This window comes from uncultured Pseudophaeobacter sp., assembly GCA_905479575.1.
Taxonomy (GTDB): Bacteria; Pseudomonadota; Alphaproteobacteria; order Rhodobacterales; family Rhodobacteraceae; genus Pseudophaeobacter.
On the sequence record CAJQNB010000005.1, the window covers coordinates 98005 to 116832 of the forward strand.

Here is an 18828-nt window from a genome sequence, read left to right on the forward strand (position 1 = left end):
CCAAAAGAATCACGGGAGGATAGCTGATGGGATGGATGGCTGATGAGGCGGGCCTGGAGAAGACCGCAGCAAACTACGTACCGCTGACACCGCTGTCGCATCTGCGCCGGGCGGCACATGTTTTTGGCGACATTCCGGCGGTGATCTATGGCAATCACCGCAAGACCTATGCCGCCTATTATGATCGCTGCACCCGGCTGGCCTCGGCGCTGGCGGGGATGGGGGTGAAACCCGGCGATGTGGTGTCCACCCTCATTCCCAATCTGCCCGCCCAGGCCGAAGCCCATTTTGGCGTGCCCGCCTGTGGTGCGGTGCTCAATACCATCAACACCCGGCTGGATACTGACACGGTTGCCTATATCTTTGAGCACGGCGGCGCCAAGGTGGTGCTGGTGGATACCGAGTTCCTGCCCCTGGCCGAGGCCGCCGTGGCGCAGATGGCGGGCCAGCCGCCGCTGCTGATCGAGGTGCCGGATCCGCAGGCCGGTTTCGAGGCCACCGGCCGCCATCCTGCCTATGAGGAAGTGCTGGACGCCGCCGAGCATGATTTTGACTGGATCATGCCGCAGGATGAATGGGAAAGCCTGGCGCTGAACTATACCTCTGGCACCACAGGTCGCCCCAAGGGCGTCGTCTACCACCATCGCGGTGCCTATTTGATGACCATGGGCACGGTGATTTCCTGGCGCATGGTGATGAACCCGGTGTATCTGGCGATTGTGCCGCTGTTTCACTGCAACGGCTGGAACCACACCTGGATGATGCCAGTTTTGGGCGGCACTCTGGTCTGCTGCCGCAACATCACCCCCGGCGCGATCTACACCGCCATTGGCGACCACGGTGTCACCCATTTTGGCGGCGCGCCGATTGTGCTCAACCTATTGGTCAACGCCAAGGAAGAAGAACGCCGCGCCTTTGACCATACGGTCGAGGTCTTTACCGCAGGTGCCCCGCCCGCGCCTGCAACGCTGCAAAAGATCGAAACCCTCGGCTTTCACGTCACCCAGGTGTACGGCCTGACCGAAACCTATGGCCATGTCACCGAATGCCTGTGGAAAGGCGACAAATGGGATGGGCTGGACCACCAGGGCCGCGCCGCCATCAAGGCCCGCCAGGGGGTTGCCTTCCCAATGATGGACCATATCACCGTAATGGATGACGACATGAAGCAGATCGCCCGGAACGGCGCCGATCAGGGTGAAATTGTCATGCGCGGCAACTCGGTGATGAAAGGCTACCTGAAAAATCCCGAAGCCACCGCCGAAGCCTTTGAGGGCGGCTATTTCCATTCCGGCGATATCGCGGTGCAGCACCCCGATGGCTATATCCAGATCGCTGACCGGGCCAAGGATATCATCATTTCCGGCGGCGAGAATATCTCCTCTGTCGAAGTCGAAGGCGTGCTGATGGGCCATGCGGCGGTGAACCTGGCGGCGGTGGTGGCCAAACCCGACGACAAATGGGGCGAAGTGCCCTGCGCCTTTGTGGAGCTCAAAGAGGGCGCAGAGGTCTCCGAGGCGGAACTGATCGCCTTTGCCCGCGAGACTCTGGCGGGTTTCAAGGCGCCAAAGCGGGTGGTTTTTCAAGACCTTCCCAAGACCTCTACCGGGAAAATTCAAAAGTTCGAGCTGCGCGAAACCGCAAAATCCTTGTAACCAAGCCCGGTTACACCCCGGCCCCCTTGCTGCTGCAGGGGGGCTGGGCCTTAGGCCAAACGCCGCAGCCGTGGGCCGACCTCATCAAACCCATTTCGCAGGTAGAAGTTCAGTGTGCGGTGCCATTCAGGCTGGCTTGGCGCGCCAACCTCAAGACGCGCCCACCCCCGCGCCCGCGCCTCTTGCTGCGCATGATCCAAAAGCAGCTGCGCAACCCCTTGCGACCTCATGTCAGGGCGCACGTATAGCTCTGATATCTCGCTAAATTGGCCACCAGCATAGATTGCGGCACATTGGTTCAGCGTGATGACACCTACTGGCGCGTCCCCGGCATATGCGATGGCTGCACTCACATCCGCCCCCGCAAGCAAAGCCTGAGCGAGGTCAAAAACCCCCTGTTTTGCGGGCGCTTTCCCACCCGAAAGCTCATCAATCAGCGCATGTACAAAATCAGCAACGATCGCGGCATCTTCAACCCGCGCCGCCCGTACAGAAATCCCTGTCATCTCTCCGCTTTCTCTCACATCACAACAACACCCCTCACGTTACAGTAATTTGATCAAAAATACACAGTGATCTACACCCGACCTGCGCCTGCCATTGCCGATCCGACGCGCCACCCTGGGAAAATCGCGCTATTCAAGGCCTTTGCTATGCAAAGCCATTTGCCGCCTGCGGCACAGCCATGCTAGGCTTTTGGCAACGAAAACAGGCAACACAGGCAGGATGAATGACCGTTCTGAGGGAATTCGAACGACTTGAGGCTGCGGGCCTTTGGCGAGCGAGCCCAGACGCGCAGCGTCGTGACGTGATCATTTCGGTTGGCGATGCGACGCTCACCATCACCGATATGCAGGACCGGGTGCTGGCGCACTGGTCGCTGGCGGCGGTGGAACGGGCCAACCCCGGTGTATTTCCGGCCCTGTTTCATCCGGATGGTGACCCCGGTGAACAGCTGGAAATCCCCCAGGATGAAACGACAATGCTGGAGGCCATCGAAAAGGTCCGCACCGCGATTGAGCGCGCCCGCCCCCATCCTGGCCGATTGCGGGTGGTGAGCATCTTTGGCAGCCTGGCGCTGGTGGCACTGCTGGTGGTCTTCGGGCTGCCAGGATTGATGCAAAACCACGCAGTCAAAGTGGTGCCAGAGATCAAGACCAAGGCGATCGGACAGGCCTTGCTGGGCCGCATTGAACGGGTCTCTGGGCAGGCCTGCGCCACCCCGGAGGCCAGCCCGCTTCTGGCCAAACTGGCAGCACGCACCGACGTGCGGCAACTGGTGATCATGCGCTCAGGCGTTGCCAGCAGCCTGCATTTGCCCGGCGGCATTGTGCTGCTGAACCGCAGCCTGGTGGAAGATTTTGAAGATCCGGCGGTTGCCGCTGGTGCGGTCCTGGCCGAGCGCGCCCGCGCCCATCTGCACGATCCGCTGGCGGAGCTGCTGGAGGTTGGCGGTTTCCTTGCCTCTTTCCGGCTGCTCACCACTGGTGAGCTGACCCGCGAAACCCTGGATCGCTATTCCGAAACCGTGCTGGCCGCGCCGCGCCCAGTGTTGCCGGATGATCTGTTGCTGGCCGAGTTTGCCCGCGCCGCCATTCCCTCGACCCCCTATGCCTATGCGCTGGATGTGACCGGTGAAACCACGCTTGGTCTGATCGAAGCCGATCCAATGGCTGGCCGGGCGCTGGAGCCGGTGCTGAATGATCGCGACTGGGTGCAGCTGCAAAACATCTGCGGCTAGACAGTGACAGTGCCCCGCCGGGCGCTATCCGGGGGCGCTCTGGCCGCTTTATGGCTGGTAAGCGGCAATCGCGCTGATAAAGCGCGGTCCCATCATACGGCCTTACAGATGCAGGTAGGTAGATGCAGGCGCGGCCAAGCGGCGCTTAGCGACTGATACGCGCACCACGATAGCCAGCGGCGCGCACTGTGCTGAGCGCCTGTTCAGCTGCATTCAAATTGCCAAACGGCCCGGCCATCACCACCTTATAGGGCTGACCATTGCGCGACACCGAGCCAAGGCGCACCGGCACACCGGTGGAGGCCAGAGACCGCGCCGCCTGCTGTGCCTCAGCCGGATCAGCAAAGGTCGCGGCGCGCACATAGCGCGAGGCAGAGGCCACAGAGCGTTCCTCCAGGGTCGCACCGGGCTGCGAGCGGCTCGACAGGCGCAGCGCCAGGCCGCTTGAGGCCTCGCCCTCAAAATCATCGGTGCGGCTGTTTTGGCTGGTCACAACCTGACGGTCCAGCGGCAGGTCGCGCAGCCTGCGCGGTGTGCCATTGTCCCAGATTGCCGCCATCTGCGCGTCGCCCTGGGCAGTACGGACGCCCCGCATTTGGTTCATCCGATCATCGCCACGGGCAACCAGCACATAGCCCGCAGGCACCTCTGTCTGGCTGGTCAAAATTGCCGGACGCAGATCACGCTCGGCGCGACGCAGGTTCAGGCGGTCATCCTTCCAGGCTGGTTTGTATCCTGCTGGCGTGGTCAACCCCTGACTATGGCGCTGCTGTTGATAGACATGCACCGGCAGCACCCGCGTATTGGGCGTCAGCTGCAGCGAGGACTGCGGGCCAATGCCACCGCCTGAGCCATAGCTGACAGGGGATTGCGCCTGCGGCCCGCAGCGCACGCCACTTTGGTTGCTATACTGCTGGCTAATCGCCGAGGCCCCGGCGCAGCCGCCCTGAGAAGCGCCAGTTGGTTGGTTGGAGGCCGTGGCGCGGGGCTTGGGCACCCTGGCAACAGGGGCGGCCTGAATGCGAACCGGAGCGGCCGCTGTGGTGCGGCGGGTCTTGGGCGCTGGCGCAACCCGCGCGGTGGTGGTTTGCGGCGTGCGCCGCACCCGCGTCGTGGTCACCACAGTGGGCGCAGCAGCTGTTGCAGCGGCGCGGCGCGGCGCACTGGCAGCCGGACGGGCGCGCGCAGGACGGGCTGTAGATGCAGCAGCGGAGGACGCGGCCCCGCCATTCAGAGTAATCTGTTCAGGTGCAGCACTTTGGGTGGGGCGCGCGGTGGTCCCGGCGATAGCAGTTGGTTTATAGCCACACAGCTGCTTGCGATTGCGCGCCACCCGCGGCACCCAGTTTACATTGCCATCAATACCGGCGCGAATATAGACGCAGCCACGGCTATCGACAAACTGGTTGCCCTTAAAGGAGGCTGGCGGATACTGGGCAGGAGAGCTGACAGACCGCAAAGTCTGCGCCTGCAGCGCTGAAGTCTCAACCACGGCTGCGGCAGAGGCCGCTATAATGGCAAGCGCAACAATTCTTGTAAGTTTCATACCAAGGCCCCACTATATATGGGGTTAGGATGCCTCATTTAGTCGAATGAGTAAAGCCGCCTGTGACAACAATATGGCAGCATTCAGGTAAATAGTTTCCCGATTGCTGCCATTGAGTAACACGCTAGAAAAGCGGGTTTATTTGGTGCCAAACATCCGGTCACCAGCATCGCCAAGACCGGGCATGATATAGCCTTTGTCGTTCAGTTCGCGGTCCAGAGACGCGGTGACGATTGGCACATCTGGATGGGTTTCTTTCATCCGCGCCACCCCTTCTGGGGCTGCCAGAAGGCAGAGGAAGCGGATATTGGTGGCGCCTGCTTCTTTCAGCAGATCAATCGCCGCCGCCGAGGAATTGCCGGTGGCCAGCATCGGATCAACTGCGATGACCATCCGGTCGCCCAGCTCCTTGGGGGCTTTGAAATAATATTGCACCGGCTGCAGGGTTTCTTCGTCACGGTACAGACCAACAAAGCCTACACGGGCCGAGGGCACCAGCTCCAGCACCCCGTCCAGCATGCCGTTGCCAGCCCGCAGGATCGACACCAGCGCCAGCTTCTTACCGGCCAGGATGGGCGAGTCCATGGTTTCCATCGGGGTGTCGATGGTCGTATGGGTCACCGGCAATTCGCGGGTGATCTCATAGGCCAGCAGCTGGGTGATCTCATGCAGCAGGCGACGGAACTCAGAGGTCGAGGTGCCCTTGTCGCGCATCAGCGTGAGCTTGTGCTGTACCAGCGGGTGATCAACAACGGTCAGATGTTCGCTCATTTGGGCTCTCTCCTACAATGAATACCATGATGTTTCAGCGCGGGTTTATGCGCCTGCGCCCTGTCAGGGCAAGTGGCTTTTGATCTGATGGTCAAAGAAAGCTGCGCCCCGGCCCCTGAGCCGCCACATTCAGATGCGCCGCAACCGAGGCCGCAACATCCACAAAAGCCCGCTGTCCAATGCAGCCCGCGCCACAGCCCGCCACCAGAACAGGTACCTGTTCGCGGGTGTGATCAGTGCCGGGCCAGCTGGGATCATTGCCATGATCCGCCGTCAGCAGCAGCATGTCACCGGGGCGCAGGCGCGGCAGCAGCTTGCCCAGTTCCGCATCAAACCATTCCAGAGCACGGGCGTAACCCGCAAGATCGCGGCGATGGCCAAACAGACTGTCGAATTCGACAAAATTGGCAAAGGTCAAGCTGCCCTCCTCTGCCTGATCTATCGCCTCGGCCAGATGCTGCATCAGCTGGGCGTCGCGGCCCTTTTTCAGCGTATCAATGCCGGACATGGTGAAAATATCGCCAATCTTGCCAATGGCATGCACTCTTTGGCCTGCGTCCTGCACCCAATTGGTCAGCACCGGGGCGGGCAGCGCAATGGCAAAGTCCCGCCGGTTGGCGGTGCGGGTAAATCCCTGCTCAGGCGTGCCAACAAAGGGTCGCGCGATCACCCGCCCGACCTTCATTTCATGCAGGCGCGGCGCCACGGCACGGCACAGATCCAACAGGCGCTCCAGCCCAAAGCTGTCTTCATGGGCGGCGATCTGAAACACGCTGTCGGCAGAGGTATAGCAGATCGGCTGGCCGCTTTGCATATGGGCGGCGCCATGGCGGGCAATGATATCTGTGCCGGAGGCATGGCAATTGCCCAGGATCCCGGTGGCGCCCGCTGCCTCTGCAACAAAATCTGTCAGCTCTGGCGGGAAGGCCGGATCGGTATCAGGAAAGTTACACCACTGCCAGGGTACCGGCAGACCGGCCAGCTCCCAATGGCCCGACGGGGTGTCTTTGCCCTGGCTCACCTCAGCGGCGCAGCCCCAAAGCCCCTCTGGTGTGGCCTCAAATCCTGGCAAAGGCTGGGATGAGGCCAGCCGCAGGGCAGCCCCCAGGCCCAGCGCTTCGAGATGGGGCACCTGCAAGGGACCAGAGCGCCCCTGCTCGGCCCGCCCCGCTGCGCAGGCCTGAGCGATATGCGCCAGGGTATTGGCGCCCAGGTCCGGCAGGTCGCCGTTGTAAAACTCACTGGCATCCGGCGCACCGCCAATGCCAAGAGAATCCATCACCACCAGAAAAGCACGCGCCATCAGCTGATCCTCTCGTAGACAAGAGGCGGTAGCTCTGGCGCCTGCGATGTGAGGGTTATGGCCTCTCGCACGCCGGCCTCGGCCACCTGCGCTGCGCTTTCGCGGGCTGCATGGATGCGCGCCAGCGGGGTGCCGGCCTCGACCCACTGGCCCAGGCGCACCAGATCCGACAGGCCCACAGCCGGATCCACCTGATCGCCCTCGACCAAGCGCCCGCCGCCCAGATGCACAACGGCCAGCCCCAGGGCCTCGCCGTCCATGGCGCTGACATAGCCCGCGCGCGGCGCTGTGACCTCGCGGATCACCGGAGCCACCGGCAGATAGCGCTGCCAGTGGCTGGCAAAATCATCGGGGCCGCCCTGGGCAGCCACCATACGGCCAAAACGGCTGGCCACCCGCCCGCTCAGCAATGCCTCGGTGATCCGCTCTGCCCCCTCGGTGTCATTCCCTGCCAGACCGGCATGGGTCAGCAAGATGCCGGACAGGGCCGCAGTGATTTCGATCAGCGGGCAGGGCTTGCCCGCCGTCAGCGCCTGCATCACCTCGGCCACCTCCAACCCATTGCCCAGGGCGCGGGCGATGGGCTGGTTCATATCGGTGATCAGCGCCGTGGTCTGACATCCCGCCCCATTGGCGGTGTCCACCAAGGAGCGCGCCAGGGCGCGGGCCTCTTCAAGGGTTTTCATAAAGGCGCCAGAGCCGATTTTCACATCCAGCACCAAAGCCTCGGGGCTGGCGGCGAGCTTTTTCGACAGGATCGAGGCGGTAATCAGATCAAGGCTTTCCACCGTCGCGGTGACATCGCGAATGGCATAGAGCCGCTTATCCGCCGGCGCGATGCGCCCGGTGGCGCCAACGATGGCGCAGCCGACCTTTGCGGTGATCCTGTGCAGCCGCTGCTGCGAGATCTGGGTGGTGACGCCGGGAATAGCCTCCATCTTGTCCAGGGTGCCGCCGGTATGACCCAGCCCCCGCCCCGAGATCATCGGCACATAGACACCGCATTCCGCCAGTGCCGGCGCCAGCAGCAATGAGACACAATCGCCGACGCCACCCGTGGAGTGTTTGTCCATTACCGGTCCCGGCAGGTCCCAGTGCAACACATCACCGCTGTCGCGCATCGCCAGGGTCAGGGCGCGCCGCGCCGACTGGTCCAGCCCCTGCAGGCAGACCGCCATGGCAAAGGCCCCCGCCTGGGCATCGCTGACCTCACCATTGGCCAGCCCTTCGGCAAACCAGCTCAGCTCCGCCTCGCTGGGCTGCCCGCCCCGACGCAGGGTGGCAATGATCGCACGCGCATCCATGGAGTTAGCTCCGTGCCATATGGTCGGCATCAAAGGCGCCAGGCAGCAGATCTGCTATGGTGGTCTCATGTTCCAAACCGTCCAGCGTACCCAGGGTCACCTTCACCGCGCCAGCGCCAAACTCCTTGAGCTTTTGACGGCAGCCACCACAGGGCGGCACCGGGGTTGGGCTGTCGGCCACCACATAGACCTCTGCCAGCTCTTGCTCCCCGGCGGCCACCATGGCGGCAATAGCGCCGGCCTCGGCGCAGGTGCCTTCGGGATAGGCGACGTTTTCAACATTGCAGCCAACATAGGTATTGCCGGCTGTTGTGCGCAAAGCCGCCCCGACCAGAAAGTTGGAATAGGGCGCGTAGGCGTTCTTACGCACGGCGAAGGCTGCGTCTTTCAGGGTCATAAATGGGTCTCGCTAGATTGGGGCAACAGGCCGCGTGGAGGGATCGAAAGGGATCAGGATAGGAGAAAGCAGCGGCAAAGGGAAAGCCCCTATTGCCGCGCGCAGTCCTCCATCCTGCCCCGCCCCAACCCGCAGGCGGGTTATGCGCTTTGCGAAACGGTAGTGTTGAACACCCCCGGCAGGCTGACCTCCAACAGTTCCAGATCTCCAGAGGCGCCGCTGAGCCGCGTCTTCATCCCCGGCGGGATGACAAAGGCATCGCCCTCTTCCAGCGGATAGGGATCGCGCCCCTCGCCCTCCAGCGTCACTGCGCCATTCATCACAAAGGTAAAGTGGATATCGCTATCGTGGCTGGCCCAAACGGGATCTGCGCCGCCCGCGGCAGGCCGCACCACCTGAACCCCGGCAACGCCTTTGGTATTTGTCGCAATGGTAGTGTCGCGGGCCTCAAACCCTGGTAGGCGAAACGGCTGCCAGGCAGCCCCCTCGGCCTGGTTGTAGACAAACCGCTGCCCCTGCCATTCGCGATCCGGGCGCAAATGCGGTGTTGGCAGCGTCATTTCGTGGTCGATCTCGGTCACATGTTCGGCCGGCACGCCAATCTCGATCACCTGCACGTTGTCGCTGGCCTCCAGCACCCGGTGGCGGATCTCGGGCGGCTGGATAAAGCAATCCCCCGCCGTCAGGCGCATCTTTTCGCCCTGATCCTCATAGACCACATCCACCCAGCCATGGATGCAAAAGATCAGCTGAAAGCCAACCCGGTGGAAGTGCACCATATCCGGCACCGGCCCGCCATCAGGAATGCGGATATGGCTGGCAATGATCGAGCCGCCCAGCCGGTCGGGCACCAGATCGCGGTAGTGCATCCCAGCACGGCCAATGATCCAGGGCGCCTGATCCTTGAGACGGCGCACCACAAAGCTATGCACGGTCTTTGGCATCACCAGCGGCGGGTGGCGCTCTTCGATTTCAACCCGAGTGCCGTTTGGCGCCGTCAGCAGCCGCTGGCCATCGGCAAACCCATCGGGGTCGTCACATAAAATGCGCAGGGTCCCCGGTGCCTCTGGGGCGTCCTTGTCGATCCGCAACCGCAGCCCATGGCCTGAAAACACCGCAACCGAAGGGTCATCCGCTGGGTAGATCATATCCATCTTCATACCCAAGACTTTGGTAAAAAACGGAATATCCTCACGCAACTCCTGCGTAGGCAGGCGCATCTCTGCTGCAATCTCGCTCATATCACTTATCCTTTTCCCCCGCTGCACGGGGCGTCGCAAACCGTTTCCGGCACAGTTTTGGCCACAGTGGAACGAAGTTTTTCATTGCGCAAGAGAGTGCCGATCACGTTAGGTTGCTGAAAAGCCTGTTCACCCGACGTCACAATTGGTTTAATGTTAAACTATAGTATTTTTGGAGCCCCTCATGTCCGACACCCCCTCCCTGCGCGACGCGGCGCTGCGTTACCACGAATTCCCACGCCCCGGGAAACTGGAGATCCGCGCCACCAAACCGATGGCCAACGGCCGCGATCTGGCCCGCGCCTATTCACCGGGGGTGGCTGAGGCCTGTCTGGAAATCAAAGCCGATCCCGAGAACGCCGCGCGCTATACCGCACGTGGCAATCTGGTGGCGGTTGTCAGCAATGGCTCTGCGGTCCTGGGGCTGGGCAATATCGGCGCGCTGGCCTCCAAACCGGTGATGGAGGGCAAGGCGGTGCTGTTCAAGAACTTTGCCGGCATTGATTGCTTTGACATTGAGGTAAACGAAAGCGACCCGGAAAAACTGGCCGATATCGTCTGTGCGCTGGAACCCAGCTTTGGCGCCATCAATCTGGAAGACATCAAGGCACCGGATTGTTTTATCGTGGAAAAAATCTGCCGCGAGCGCATGGGGATCCCGGTGTTTCACGATGATCAGCACGGCACCGCCATCGTGGTTGGGGCCGCCGCCCGCAATGCGCTGCATGTGGCTGGCAAAAGCTTTGAAGACATCAAGATTGTCTCGACCGGCGGCGGGGCAGCCGGGATTGCCTGCCTCAACATGCTGGTGAAACTGGGGGTGAAGCGGCAAAACATCTGGCTGTGCGATATTCACGGGCTGGTCTATGAGGGCCGCAGTGAAGACATGAACCCGGAAAAAGCCGCCTTTGCCCAGGACAGCGACCTGCGCACCCTGGACGAGGTGATCGGGGGCGCCGACCTGTTCCTTGGCCTTTCCGGCCCCAATGTCCTTAAGCCCGAAATGGTCGCCAAGATGAGTTCCCGGCCGATTGTGTTTGCCCTGGCCAATCCCAACCCCGAAATCCTGCCGGATCTGGCCCGCGAAGCGGCCCCTGATGCCATCATCGCCACCGGGCGCAGCGATTTTCCCAATCAGGTCAACAACGTATTGTGTTTTCCCTTCATCTTTCGCGGGGCGTTGGATGTGGGCGCCTCTGAGATCAACGATGAGATGCAGATCGCCTGCGTCGAGGGCATTGCCGAACTGGCCCGCACCACCACCAGCGCCGAAGCGGCAGCCGCCTACAAGGGCGAGCAGCTGACCTTTGGCGCCGATTATCTGATCCCCAAACCCTTTGACCCGCGTCTGGTGGCCGTGGTCTCCTCGGCGGTGGCTGAGGCGGCGATGAAAAGCGGCGTCGCCTCGCGTATGATCGACGACCTGGAGGCCTACAAACAGCGGCTCAATCAAACGGTGTTCAAATCAGCGCTGCTGATGCGCCCGGTGTTTGAAGCCGCCCGCGCCGCCTCCCGTCGGATTGTGTTTTCTGAGGGCGAGGACGAGCGGGTGCTGCGGGCTGCACAGGAAATTCTGGAGGAAACCACCGAGACCCCAATCCTGATTGGCCGCCCCGAGGTGATCGAGGCGCGCTGCGAAAAGATGGGCCTGCGCATCCGTCCCGGCAGCGATTTTCAGATCGTGAACCCGGAAAACGACCCGCGCTACTATGACTATTGGAACAGCTACCACCAGCTGATGCAGCGCCAGGGGGTCACCCCGGATCTGGCCAAGGCGATCATGCGCACCAATACCACGGCAATTGGCGCCATCATGGTGCATCACAACGAGGCCGACAGCCTGATCTGCGGCACCTTTGGCGAATACCGCTGGCATCTGAACTATGTGAACCAGGTGCTGGGCGGCAATGGCCTTGAACCACACGGCGCCCTGTCGATGATGATCCTCGAAGATGGGCCTCTGTTCATTGCCGACACTCAGGTCAGGATCGAACCCACACCGGAACAGATCGCCCAGACCGTCATGGGCGCCGCCCGCCATGTGCGCCGCTTTGGCATCGAGCCTCAAATCGCGCTTTGCTCGCAGTCTCAGTTTGGCAATATCGCCTGTGATACTGGCAGCCGGTTGCGCGCCGCGATCGAGATCCTCGATGCCAATAACTGCGATTTCACCTATGAGGGCGAGATGAACATCGACACCGCGCTGGACCCCGATCTGCGCGGTCGTATCTTCCCCAATTCGCGTCTGCAGGGGGCGGCCAATGTGCTGGTCTTTGCCCATGCCGATGCCGCCTCTGGGGTGCGCAACATTCTGAAAATGCGCTCTGATGGTCTGGAGGTTGGGCCGATCCTGATGGGCATGGGCAACCGCGCCCATATCGTCAGCCCGTCGATCACCGCGCGTGGCCTGTTGAATATGGCGGCCATCGCCGGCACCCCTGTGGCGCAATATGGCTAGGGCTGTCGTCCCTGGGGAGGCCGGTTGGCCTCCCCGTCCCGCCCCGTGCTATCTTGGGCGCGGCTTGACCGAACCGCCAACAGGGTACAAGAGCGGCTGCGATCACGGGCATTCCTTCCACGGGAACACCTATCGCGGGCACAGCCTTTGGCAAAATATGCTCTGTGCCCTAGCGCCAGGCCCAGAACGACATATATAAATCACCCAGCCGGTCGATCTCTGTCCTGCCCTCTGGACAGACCAAGTCTCCCACATTCACCCCCAGCCATGCAGAAGCCTCCTGATGTCCTCCCCCTCCCCTGCCTCCCAAGTCATTGATGCACAGACCTCCGGCGCGCGCCCCAAAACCGTTGTTCTGGTGGCCCATGGCCAGCCGTCAGCGCCCAATCCGCCAGAGCACAGCCTGGCACAACTGGCTGAACAGGTTGCCAGCTTTCTTCCCGGATGGCAGGTGCGCTCGGCCACCCTGGCGCAGCCTGGCCGGTTGGAACAGGTGATGCAGCCGGGGGCCTTGGTCTATCCCTTCTTCATGGCAGAGGGCTGGTTCACCGGCAAAGTTCTGCCCAAACGGATCTGTCACGTAGATCACCGGCAACTGCCGCCTTTTGGCCAGGATCCCAACCTCCCAGAACTGGCGGCCAGGCTGGTCCGGCAGGCCCGCACCGCTCAGGGCCACCGCTTTGAAGCGGCCTCTGGTTCTAGTTCGGCCTCTGGCTCTGGTTCTGACCCGAGCGCGCCAGGCTGCCTGCTGCTCGCTGCCCATGGCTCTGCCCGCGGCCCAAAGGCCGCCGCCGCCACCGAGCTTTTTGCCACCGCACTGCGCCCGCTCTTGCCAGAGCTGGAGGTGAGGACAGCCTATATCGAACAAGCGCCCTATCTGGCGGATGTCGCCTCAAACATGCCCAGCGACGGCCTTTGCCTGCCGTTCTTTGCCCAGTCCGGCGATCACGTCAAAGACGACATTCCCGAGGCGCTCAGCAGCGCCAAATTCGATGGCACAGTGCTGCCTGCCCTCGGCACCACGCCTGAGGTTGCCCGGCTGATTGCCAAGGCCATCCAACGCGCCTGAACATCGGGCCGCGTCCCCAGGGTGGGGACACAAGAGGTCGCAGCCCTCGCATTGCACCTTGCCAGCGCCGACAACGCCTTTACCACTGGGGCGACGCCCGCCCGCAACGGCGGCTGATCGATTTGAATGTCAGTTTGAATGTCAGGGAGACAGAAACCACATGAAACTATTGCGATTTGGTCCACTGGGCAGCGAAAAACCAGGACTGTTGGATGCCGATGGCAAGATCCGCGATCTGTCTGGCGTGGTGGGGGATATCGCAGGCGAGGTGCTGAGCGACAGCCAGTTGCAGGCGCTGCGGCAGATTGATCCGGCCAGCCTGCCCCTGGTAGAGGACAGCCCCCGGATTGGCGCCTGCGTCGGCCAGGTGGGCAAATTTGTCTGTATTGGTCTCAACTACGCCGATCACGCCGCTGAAGCGGGCATGGACCTGCCACAGGAACCAGTGGTCTTTTTCAAAGCCACCTCCGCCATCTGCGGCCCCGATGACGAAATCGAAATCCCCCGCACCTCGGTCAAGTCAGACTGGGAGGTCGAGCTGGGCGTGGTGATTGGCAAACACACAAAATATGTCTCTGTTGAAGACGCGCTGAGCCATGTTGCGGGCTACTGTGTGGTCAATGACCTGTCAGAGCGGGATTTTCAGATCCATCGCTCCGGGCAATGGGTCAAGGGCAAATCCTGCGATACCTTTGGCCCCATCGGCCCCTGGCTGGTGACCCGCGACGAGGTGCCAAACCCACAGGATCTGACCATGTATCTGGAGGTAAACGGCCATCGCTATCAAGATGGCTCCACCCGGACGATGCATTTTGACGTGGCCACTGTCATCTCGCATCTGTCCCAGTTCATGAGCCTGCAGCCGGGGGATGTGATCTCGACCGGGACACCTCCGGGTGTTGGGGTGGGGCAACGCCCCGAGGTCTACCTGAAACCCGGCGATTACATGGAGCTGGGGGTCGAAGGCCTGGGTGTGCAAAAACAAAAAGTGGTGGCCAGCGACTAGCCAAAGCCACCGGGCGGGGGCTGGGAGCTGGCAGAGTTAAGACGATCCAGACAGCCCGCCCCTGCGCCCCCTGCCCCGGCCCTGTCAAACAAAGTGCCGCAGCCTGTTTCAGCGCGGCTTTTGTTGCCAGCGCTGCAAAACCATGTTTAGTCCGGCGGTAACCTTGATGGGCTAGCCTGCGCCGCGACACCTTTGGGTCGCAGCGCAGGCTGAACCCGTTTCACAGATGAGAACAGACAAGACCAGTCAAAACATCAAACTCACCGGGGGGCATATTGCATCTGACTCCCAATAAGTATACCATCGCATACAACCAGCTTGTTCCGACTCGCCAGACCTTTTCTGACACCCGTCGCTCAAGCTTACGTGCAACACCAAATCGGCGGGAAAACCATGACCTTGTACACTGACTACCTAGCAGAGATTGAAACACGCAAAGAACAGGGCCTGCACCCCAAGCCCATCGACGGGGCGGACCTTGTTGCAGAGCTGATCGCGCAGATCAAAGATGTCGACAACGCCTATCGCGCGGACTCGCTCAACTTCTTCATCTACAACACCATCCCAGGCACAACCAGCGCCGCGGGCGTGAAGGCTCAGTTCCTGAAAGAAATCATTCTGGGGCAGGAAAGCCTTGCGGAAATCACCCCGACCTTTGCCTTTGAGCTGCTGTCGCACATGAAGGGTGGCCCCTCGGTCAAAGTACTTTTGGATCTGGCACTTGGAGACGACGCTGCGATTGCAGCACAGGCCGCCGAAGTTCTGAAAACCCAAGTGTTCCTCTATGAGGCAGACACCGACCGTCTGGCCGCAGCGCTTGCCGACGGCAATGCAATCGCCAAGGAGATCCTGGAAAGCTACGCAAAGGCTGAATTTTTCACCAAGCTTCCAGAGGTCGAAGAAGAAATCAAAGTTGTGACCTATATCGCCGGTGTGGGCGATATTTCGACCGACCTGCTGTCGCCCGGTGCCGAAGCGCACTCACGTGCGGACCGCGAATTGCACGGCCAGTGCATGATCACCCCCGAAGCCCAGGCCGAAATCCAGGAGCTGCAAAAACAGCACCCAGATGCCCGCGTCATGCTGATTGCCGAAAAAGGCACCATGGGTGTTGGCTCCAGCCGCATGTCCGGCGTCAACAACGTGGCGCTCTGGACCGGTAAAAAGGCTTCGCCCTATGTGCCCTTCATCAACATCGCCCCTGTTGTGGCCGGCACCAACGGCATTTCGCCAATTTTCCTGACCACCGTTGGCGTGACCGGCGGCATCGGCATTGACCTGGACAACTGGGTCAAAAAGCTGGACGCCGACGGCAACGTCGTGGAAGATGCAGATGGCGAAGCTGTGCTGGAAGAGGCCTATTCGGTCGCCACTGGCACGGTCCTGACCATCAACTCCAAAACCAAGACCCTGCATGATGCGGATGGCAAAGAGCTGAAAAGCGTCGCCACCGCCTTCACCCCGCAGAAGGTGGAATTCATGAAGGCCGGCGGCTCCTACGCTGTCGTTTTTGGCAAAAAGCTGCAGACATTTGCCGCTGGTGCTTTGGATCAAGAGCTGAAATCAGCCTATGCCCCCTCCAAAGAAGTCACCGCTGAGGGCCAGGGCCTGACCGCTGTTGAAAAGATCTTCAACCGCAACGCCCTGGGCACCACCCCAGGCGCGACCTTGCATGCCGGATCTGATGTGCGCGTCAAAGTGAACGTGGTTGGCTCGCAAGATACCACCGGCCCAATGACGGCGCAGGAACTGGAAGCGATGGCCGCAACCGTCATCTCGCCTTCGGTTGACGTGGGCTATCAGTCCGGCTGCCACACCGCATCCGTGTGGGACAAAAAGGCCCAGGCCAACATCCCCAAGCTGATGAAATTCATGAATGATTTCGGCTTGATCACCGCGCGTGACCCCAAGGGGGAATATCATGCGATGACCGACGTGATCCACAAGGTCCTGAACGACATCACCGTCGATGACTGGGACGTCATCATCGGCGGCGACAGCCACACCCGTATGTCCAAAGGCGTCGCCTTTGGTGCGGATTCGGGCACTGTTGCCCTGGCGCTGGCCACCGGCGAAGCCTCGATGCCAATCCCTGAATCGGTCAAGGTGACCTTTAAAGGCAAGATGGCGGACCACCTTGATTTCCGGGACGTGGTACATGCCACCCAGGCGCAGATGCTGGATCAGCATGGCGACAACGTCTTCCAGGGCCGCGTGATCGAAGTGCATATCGGCACCCTGCTGGCGGATCAGGCCTTTACCTTCACCGACTGGACAGCGGAGATGAAGGCCAAGGCCTCGATCTGTATCTCCAATGACGAGACCCTGATCGGCTCGCTGGAGCTGGCCAAGGGCCGTATCCAGATCATGATCGACAAGGGCATGGACAATGACGCCAAGCTTTTGCAGGGCCTCATCGACAAGGCAGACGCCCGTATTGCTGATATCAAATCAGGCGCCAACCCAGCCCTGACCCCGGACGACACCGCCAAATACTTTGCCGAGGTTGTTGTTGATCTGGACGCGATCGACGAGCCGATGATCGCGGATCCGGATGTCAACAACGACGACGTGTCCAAGCGCTATACCCACGACACCATCCGCCCCATCACCTACTATAGCGGCGACAAGCACGTCGACCTGGGCTTTGTTGGCTCCTGCATGGTGCACAAGGGCGATATGAAAATCGTGGCGCAGATGCTCAAGAACCTTGAAAAGACAATGGGCAAGGTCGAGTTCAAAGCACCGCTGGTGGTGGCTGCCCCAACCTACAACATCATCGATGAGCTGAAAGAAGAAGGCGACTGGGAAATTCTGCAGCGCTATTCCGGCTTCACCTTTGACGATATGTTCCCCAAAACACAGGCCCGGACCGAGTATGAGAACATTCTCTACCTCGAACGCCCCGGCTGCAACCTCTGCATGGGGAACCAGGAAAAAGCCGCCAAGGGGGACACGGTTCTTGCCACCTCGACCCGCCTGTTCCAGGGCCGCGTTGTTGGTGACACCGCCGAGAAGAAAGGTGAATCGCTGCTTGCCTCGACCCCGGTTGTTGTTCTGGCCGCCGTTCTGGGGCGTACGCCCACGATGGAGGAATACAAAGCCGCTGTCGAAGGCATTGATCTCACCAAGTTTGCCCCACCTCTGGCAGTTCCAGCCGGAACAAAATCGGCACATTTCTAAGCGCGCCTCACGGCTTCGAGCTTAGCCTTTCACATTAGGCAAGAGGCGCAATGGACACATTGCGCCTCTTTTCTTTGCCCCCCTTCTGGCCCCATTCTTTCTGGCAGCCCTATGGTCAGAACTTAAATAGAGATGTTTTGCGGCAGGTGACGAAGGTTGTCGGAACACCCGTGAATGACAGTTGTGCAAGAACCGGGACGATGCCGATAGTCGCTCTCGTTGCAAACCCTCAAGAGCCTGACACACCATGAAGCAGCCGCCCTCCGGGTTTGACGGCTATTGCCGCAGACGGCTTCACATCTGCATCAAGTAGCCCCCCTATTTTGCGCGGGGCTTCCTATTCTGCCACAAAGTCTGTCACACTGATCAGGTCGGAGGACGATGTCCTGACCCCAGAGCCCTAACCATTTGGAACTATGATGCTCATCAAAGTTGGCAATGCGCGCACTTCAAATATTGATCTGGTTCTGGCAGGCCTCCTTTCGTCTATCGCCGGTGCGTTGAACGCTGTCGGCTTCCTGATCGCCGGATCCTTCACAGCCAACATGACAGGAAATATCTCGGCATTTGCTGACCACCTGGCGAATGGCGCAATCCCGATTGCCTTGTCGTTCTTGGGGCTGGTCGCAGCCTTTATCTGGGGCGCAGCCATAGCGGCCCTTGCTATTCAAGCAGGGGAACGTCGACAGCTCCGCTCGGTCTATGCCTTGGCAATTGCCGCCGAGGCCATCATTCTTTTGCTGGTCGGCACCGCCCTTACCAAATCATCAGCCACAGAACACGAGACATTGCTGGTCATTGTACTCAGCTTTGTCATGGGACTGCAAAACGCAGTGACGACGATGATTTCTCAGGCGCGGGTGCGCACCACCCATGTGTCGGGAATGGCAACTGACATCGGAATAGAGCTGGCGGCATTGGTCGGGGGGGACAAGTCACGACGAGAGGCCACGCCAAAGCTCTGGCTACACAGTTTAACGCTAGCCTGTTTTGCCGTTGGCGGCTTGTGCGGCGCGCTGTTGTTTCAGCTGGTCGGAAGCTGGCTTTTCATGATCACTGCAACCCTCTTGCTGCTCATAGCAGTGCCGGAAGCTCTCAGAGCGCATCGGTCCTGAGAACCCGCCCTAGTGGCAGCTGAATCAGCCATCTCCTGA

The 18828-nt window shown here is 60.9% G+C and carries 14 protein-coding genes; 7 read left to right on the forward strand and 7 right to left on the reverse strand.

Annotation, left to right across the window (positions count from 1 at the left end):
- Positions 1-26 precede the first annotated feature (26 nt).
- Positions 27-1655, forward strand: a complete 1629-nt coding sequence (locus QZ268_RS01950; protein WP_295447261.1) for an AMP-binding protein — start codon at positions 27-29, stop codon at positions 1653-1655.
- Between the two features lie 50 nt (positions 1656-1705).
- On the opposite strand, the gene QZ268_RS01955 is transcribed toward QZ268_RS01950, so the two are convergent.
- A complete protein-coding gene (locus QZ268_RS01955; RefSeq protein WP_295447264.1) occupies positions 1706-2161 on the reverse strand; it encodes a GNAT family N-acetyltransferase in 456 nt (151 codons plus the stop codon).
- A gap of 224 nt (positions 2162-2385) precedes the next feature.
- On the opposite strand from QZ268_RS01955, the gene QZ268_RS01960 reads away from it, so the two are divergent.
- On the forward strand, positions 2386-3396 hold the full coding sequence (locus tag QZ268_RS01960) for a hypothetical protein (RefSeq protein WP_295447265.1): 1011 nt from the start codon (positions 2386-2388) through the stop codon (positions 3394-3396).
- Positions 3397-3541: 145 nt separating this feature from the next.
- Here QZ268_RS01960 and QZ268_RS01965 read toward each other — a convergent pair whose 3' ends face one another.
- The 6 genes from QZ268_RS01965 to QZ268_RS01990 form a co-directional block, all read right to left on the reverse strand.
- Entirely contained in the window at positions 3542-4942 is a 1401-nt protein-coding gene (locus QZ268_RS01965) for an SPOR domain-containing protein (protein WP_295447267.1), read from the reverse strand.
- A 138-nt stretch (positions 4943-5080) separates the two neighbouring features.
- A complete protein-coding gene (gene upp / locus QZ268_RS01970; protein WP_295447269.1) occupies positions 5081-5713 on the reverse strand; it encodes a uracil phosphoribosyltransferase in 633 nt (210 codons plus the stop codon).
- A gap of 91 nt (positions 5714-5804) precedes the next feature.
- Positions 5805-7016: a phosphopentomutase gene (locus QZ268_RS01975; protein WP_295447271.1), complete on the reverse strand. Its 1212-nt coding sequence runs from the start codon at positions 7014-7016 to the stop codon at positions 5805-5807.
- Positions 7016-8320, reverse strand: a complete 1305-nt coding sequence (locus QZ268_RS01980) for a thymidine phosphorylase (protein WP_295447273.1) — start codon at positions 8318-8320, stop codon at positions 7016-7018. The genes QZ268_RS01975 and QZ268_RS01980 overlap by 1 nt, the downstream gene beginning before the upstream one ends.
- A gap of 4 nt (positions 8321-8324) precedes the next feature.
- Positions 8325-8717, reverse strand: a complete 393-nt coding sequence (locus tag QZ268_RS01985; RefSeq protein ID WP_295447276.1) for a cytidine deaminase — start codon at positions 8715-8717, stop codon at positions 8325-8327.
- Positions 8718-8857: 140 nt separating this feature from the next.
- The gene (locus tag QZ268_RS01990; RefSeq protein WP_295447278.1) at positions 8858-9958 is read right to left on the reverse strand and encodes a cupin domain-containing protein; all 1101 of its coding nucleotides are present in this window, start codon (positions 9956-9958) and stop codon (positions 8858-8860) included.
- 184 nt (positions 9959-10142) lie between these two features.
- On the opposite strand from QZ268_RS01990, the gene QZ268_RS01995 reads away from it, so the two are divergent.
- The 5 genes from QZ268_RS01995 to QZ268_RS02015 all read left to right on the forward strand — a co-directional run bounded on the left by QZ268_RS01995 (position 10143) and on the right by QZ268_RS02015 (position 18789).
- A complete protein-coding gene (locus QZ268_RS01995; protein WP_295447280.1) occupies positions 10143-12416 on the forward strand; it encodes an NADP-dependent malic enzyme in 2274 nt (757 codons plus the stop codon).
- Positions 12417-12699: 283 nt separating this feature from the next.
- Positions 12700-13485: a CbiX/SirB N-terminal domain-containing protein gene (locus QZ268_RS02000; protein WP_295447282.1), complete on the forward strand. Its 786-nt coding sequence runs from the start codon at positions 12700-12702 to the stop codon at positions 13483-13485.
- 160 nt (positions 13486-13645) lie between these two features.
- On the forward strand, positions 13646-14491 hold the full coding sequence (locus QZ268_RS02005; protein WP_295447284.1) for a fumarylacetoacetate hydrolase family protein: 846 nt from the start codon (positions 13646-13648) through the stop codon (positions 14489-14491).
- A gap of 393 nt (positions 14492-14884) precedes the next feature.
- Positions 14885-17674 carry a bifunctional aconitate hydratase 2/2-methylisocitrate dehydratase gene (locus tag QZ268_RS02010; RefSeq protein ID WP_295447287.1) on the forward strand — a complete coding sequence of 930 codons (2790 nt, stop codon included), beginning with the start codon at positions 14885-14887 and terminating at the stop codon, positions 17672-17674.
- A gap of 419 nt (positions 17675-18093) precedes the next feature.
- On the forward strand, positions 18094-18789 hold the full coding sequence (locus tag QZ268_RS02015) for a YoaK family protein (protein ID WP_295447289.1): 696 nt from the start codon (positions 18094-18096) through the stop codon (positions 18787-18789).
- Positions 18790-18828 lie beyond the last annotated feature (39 nt).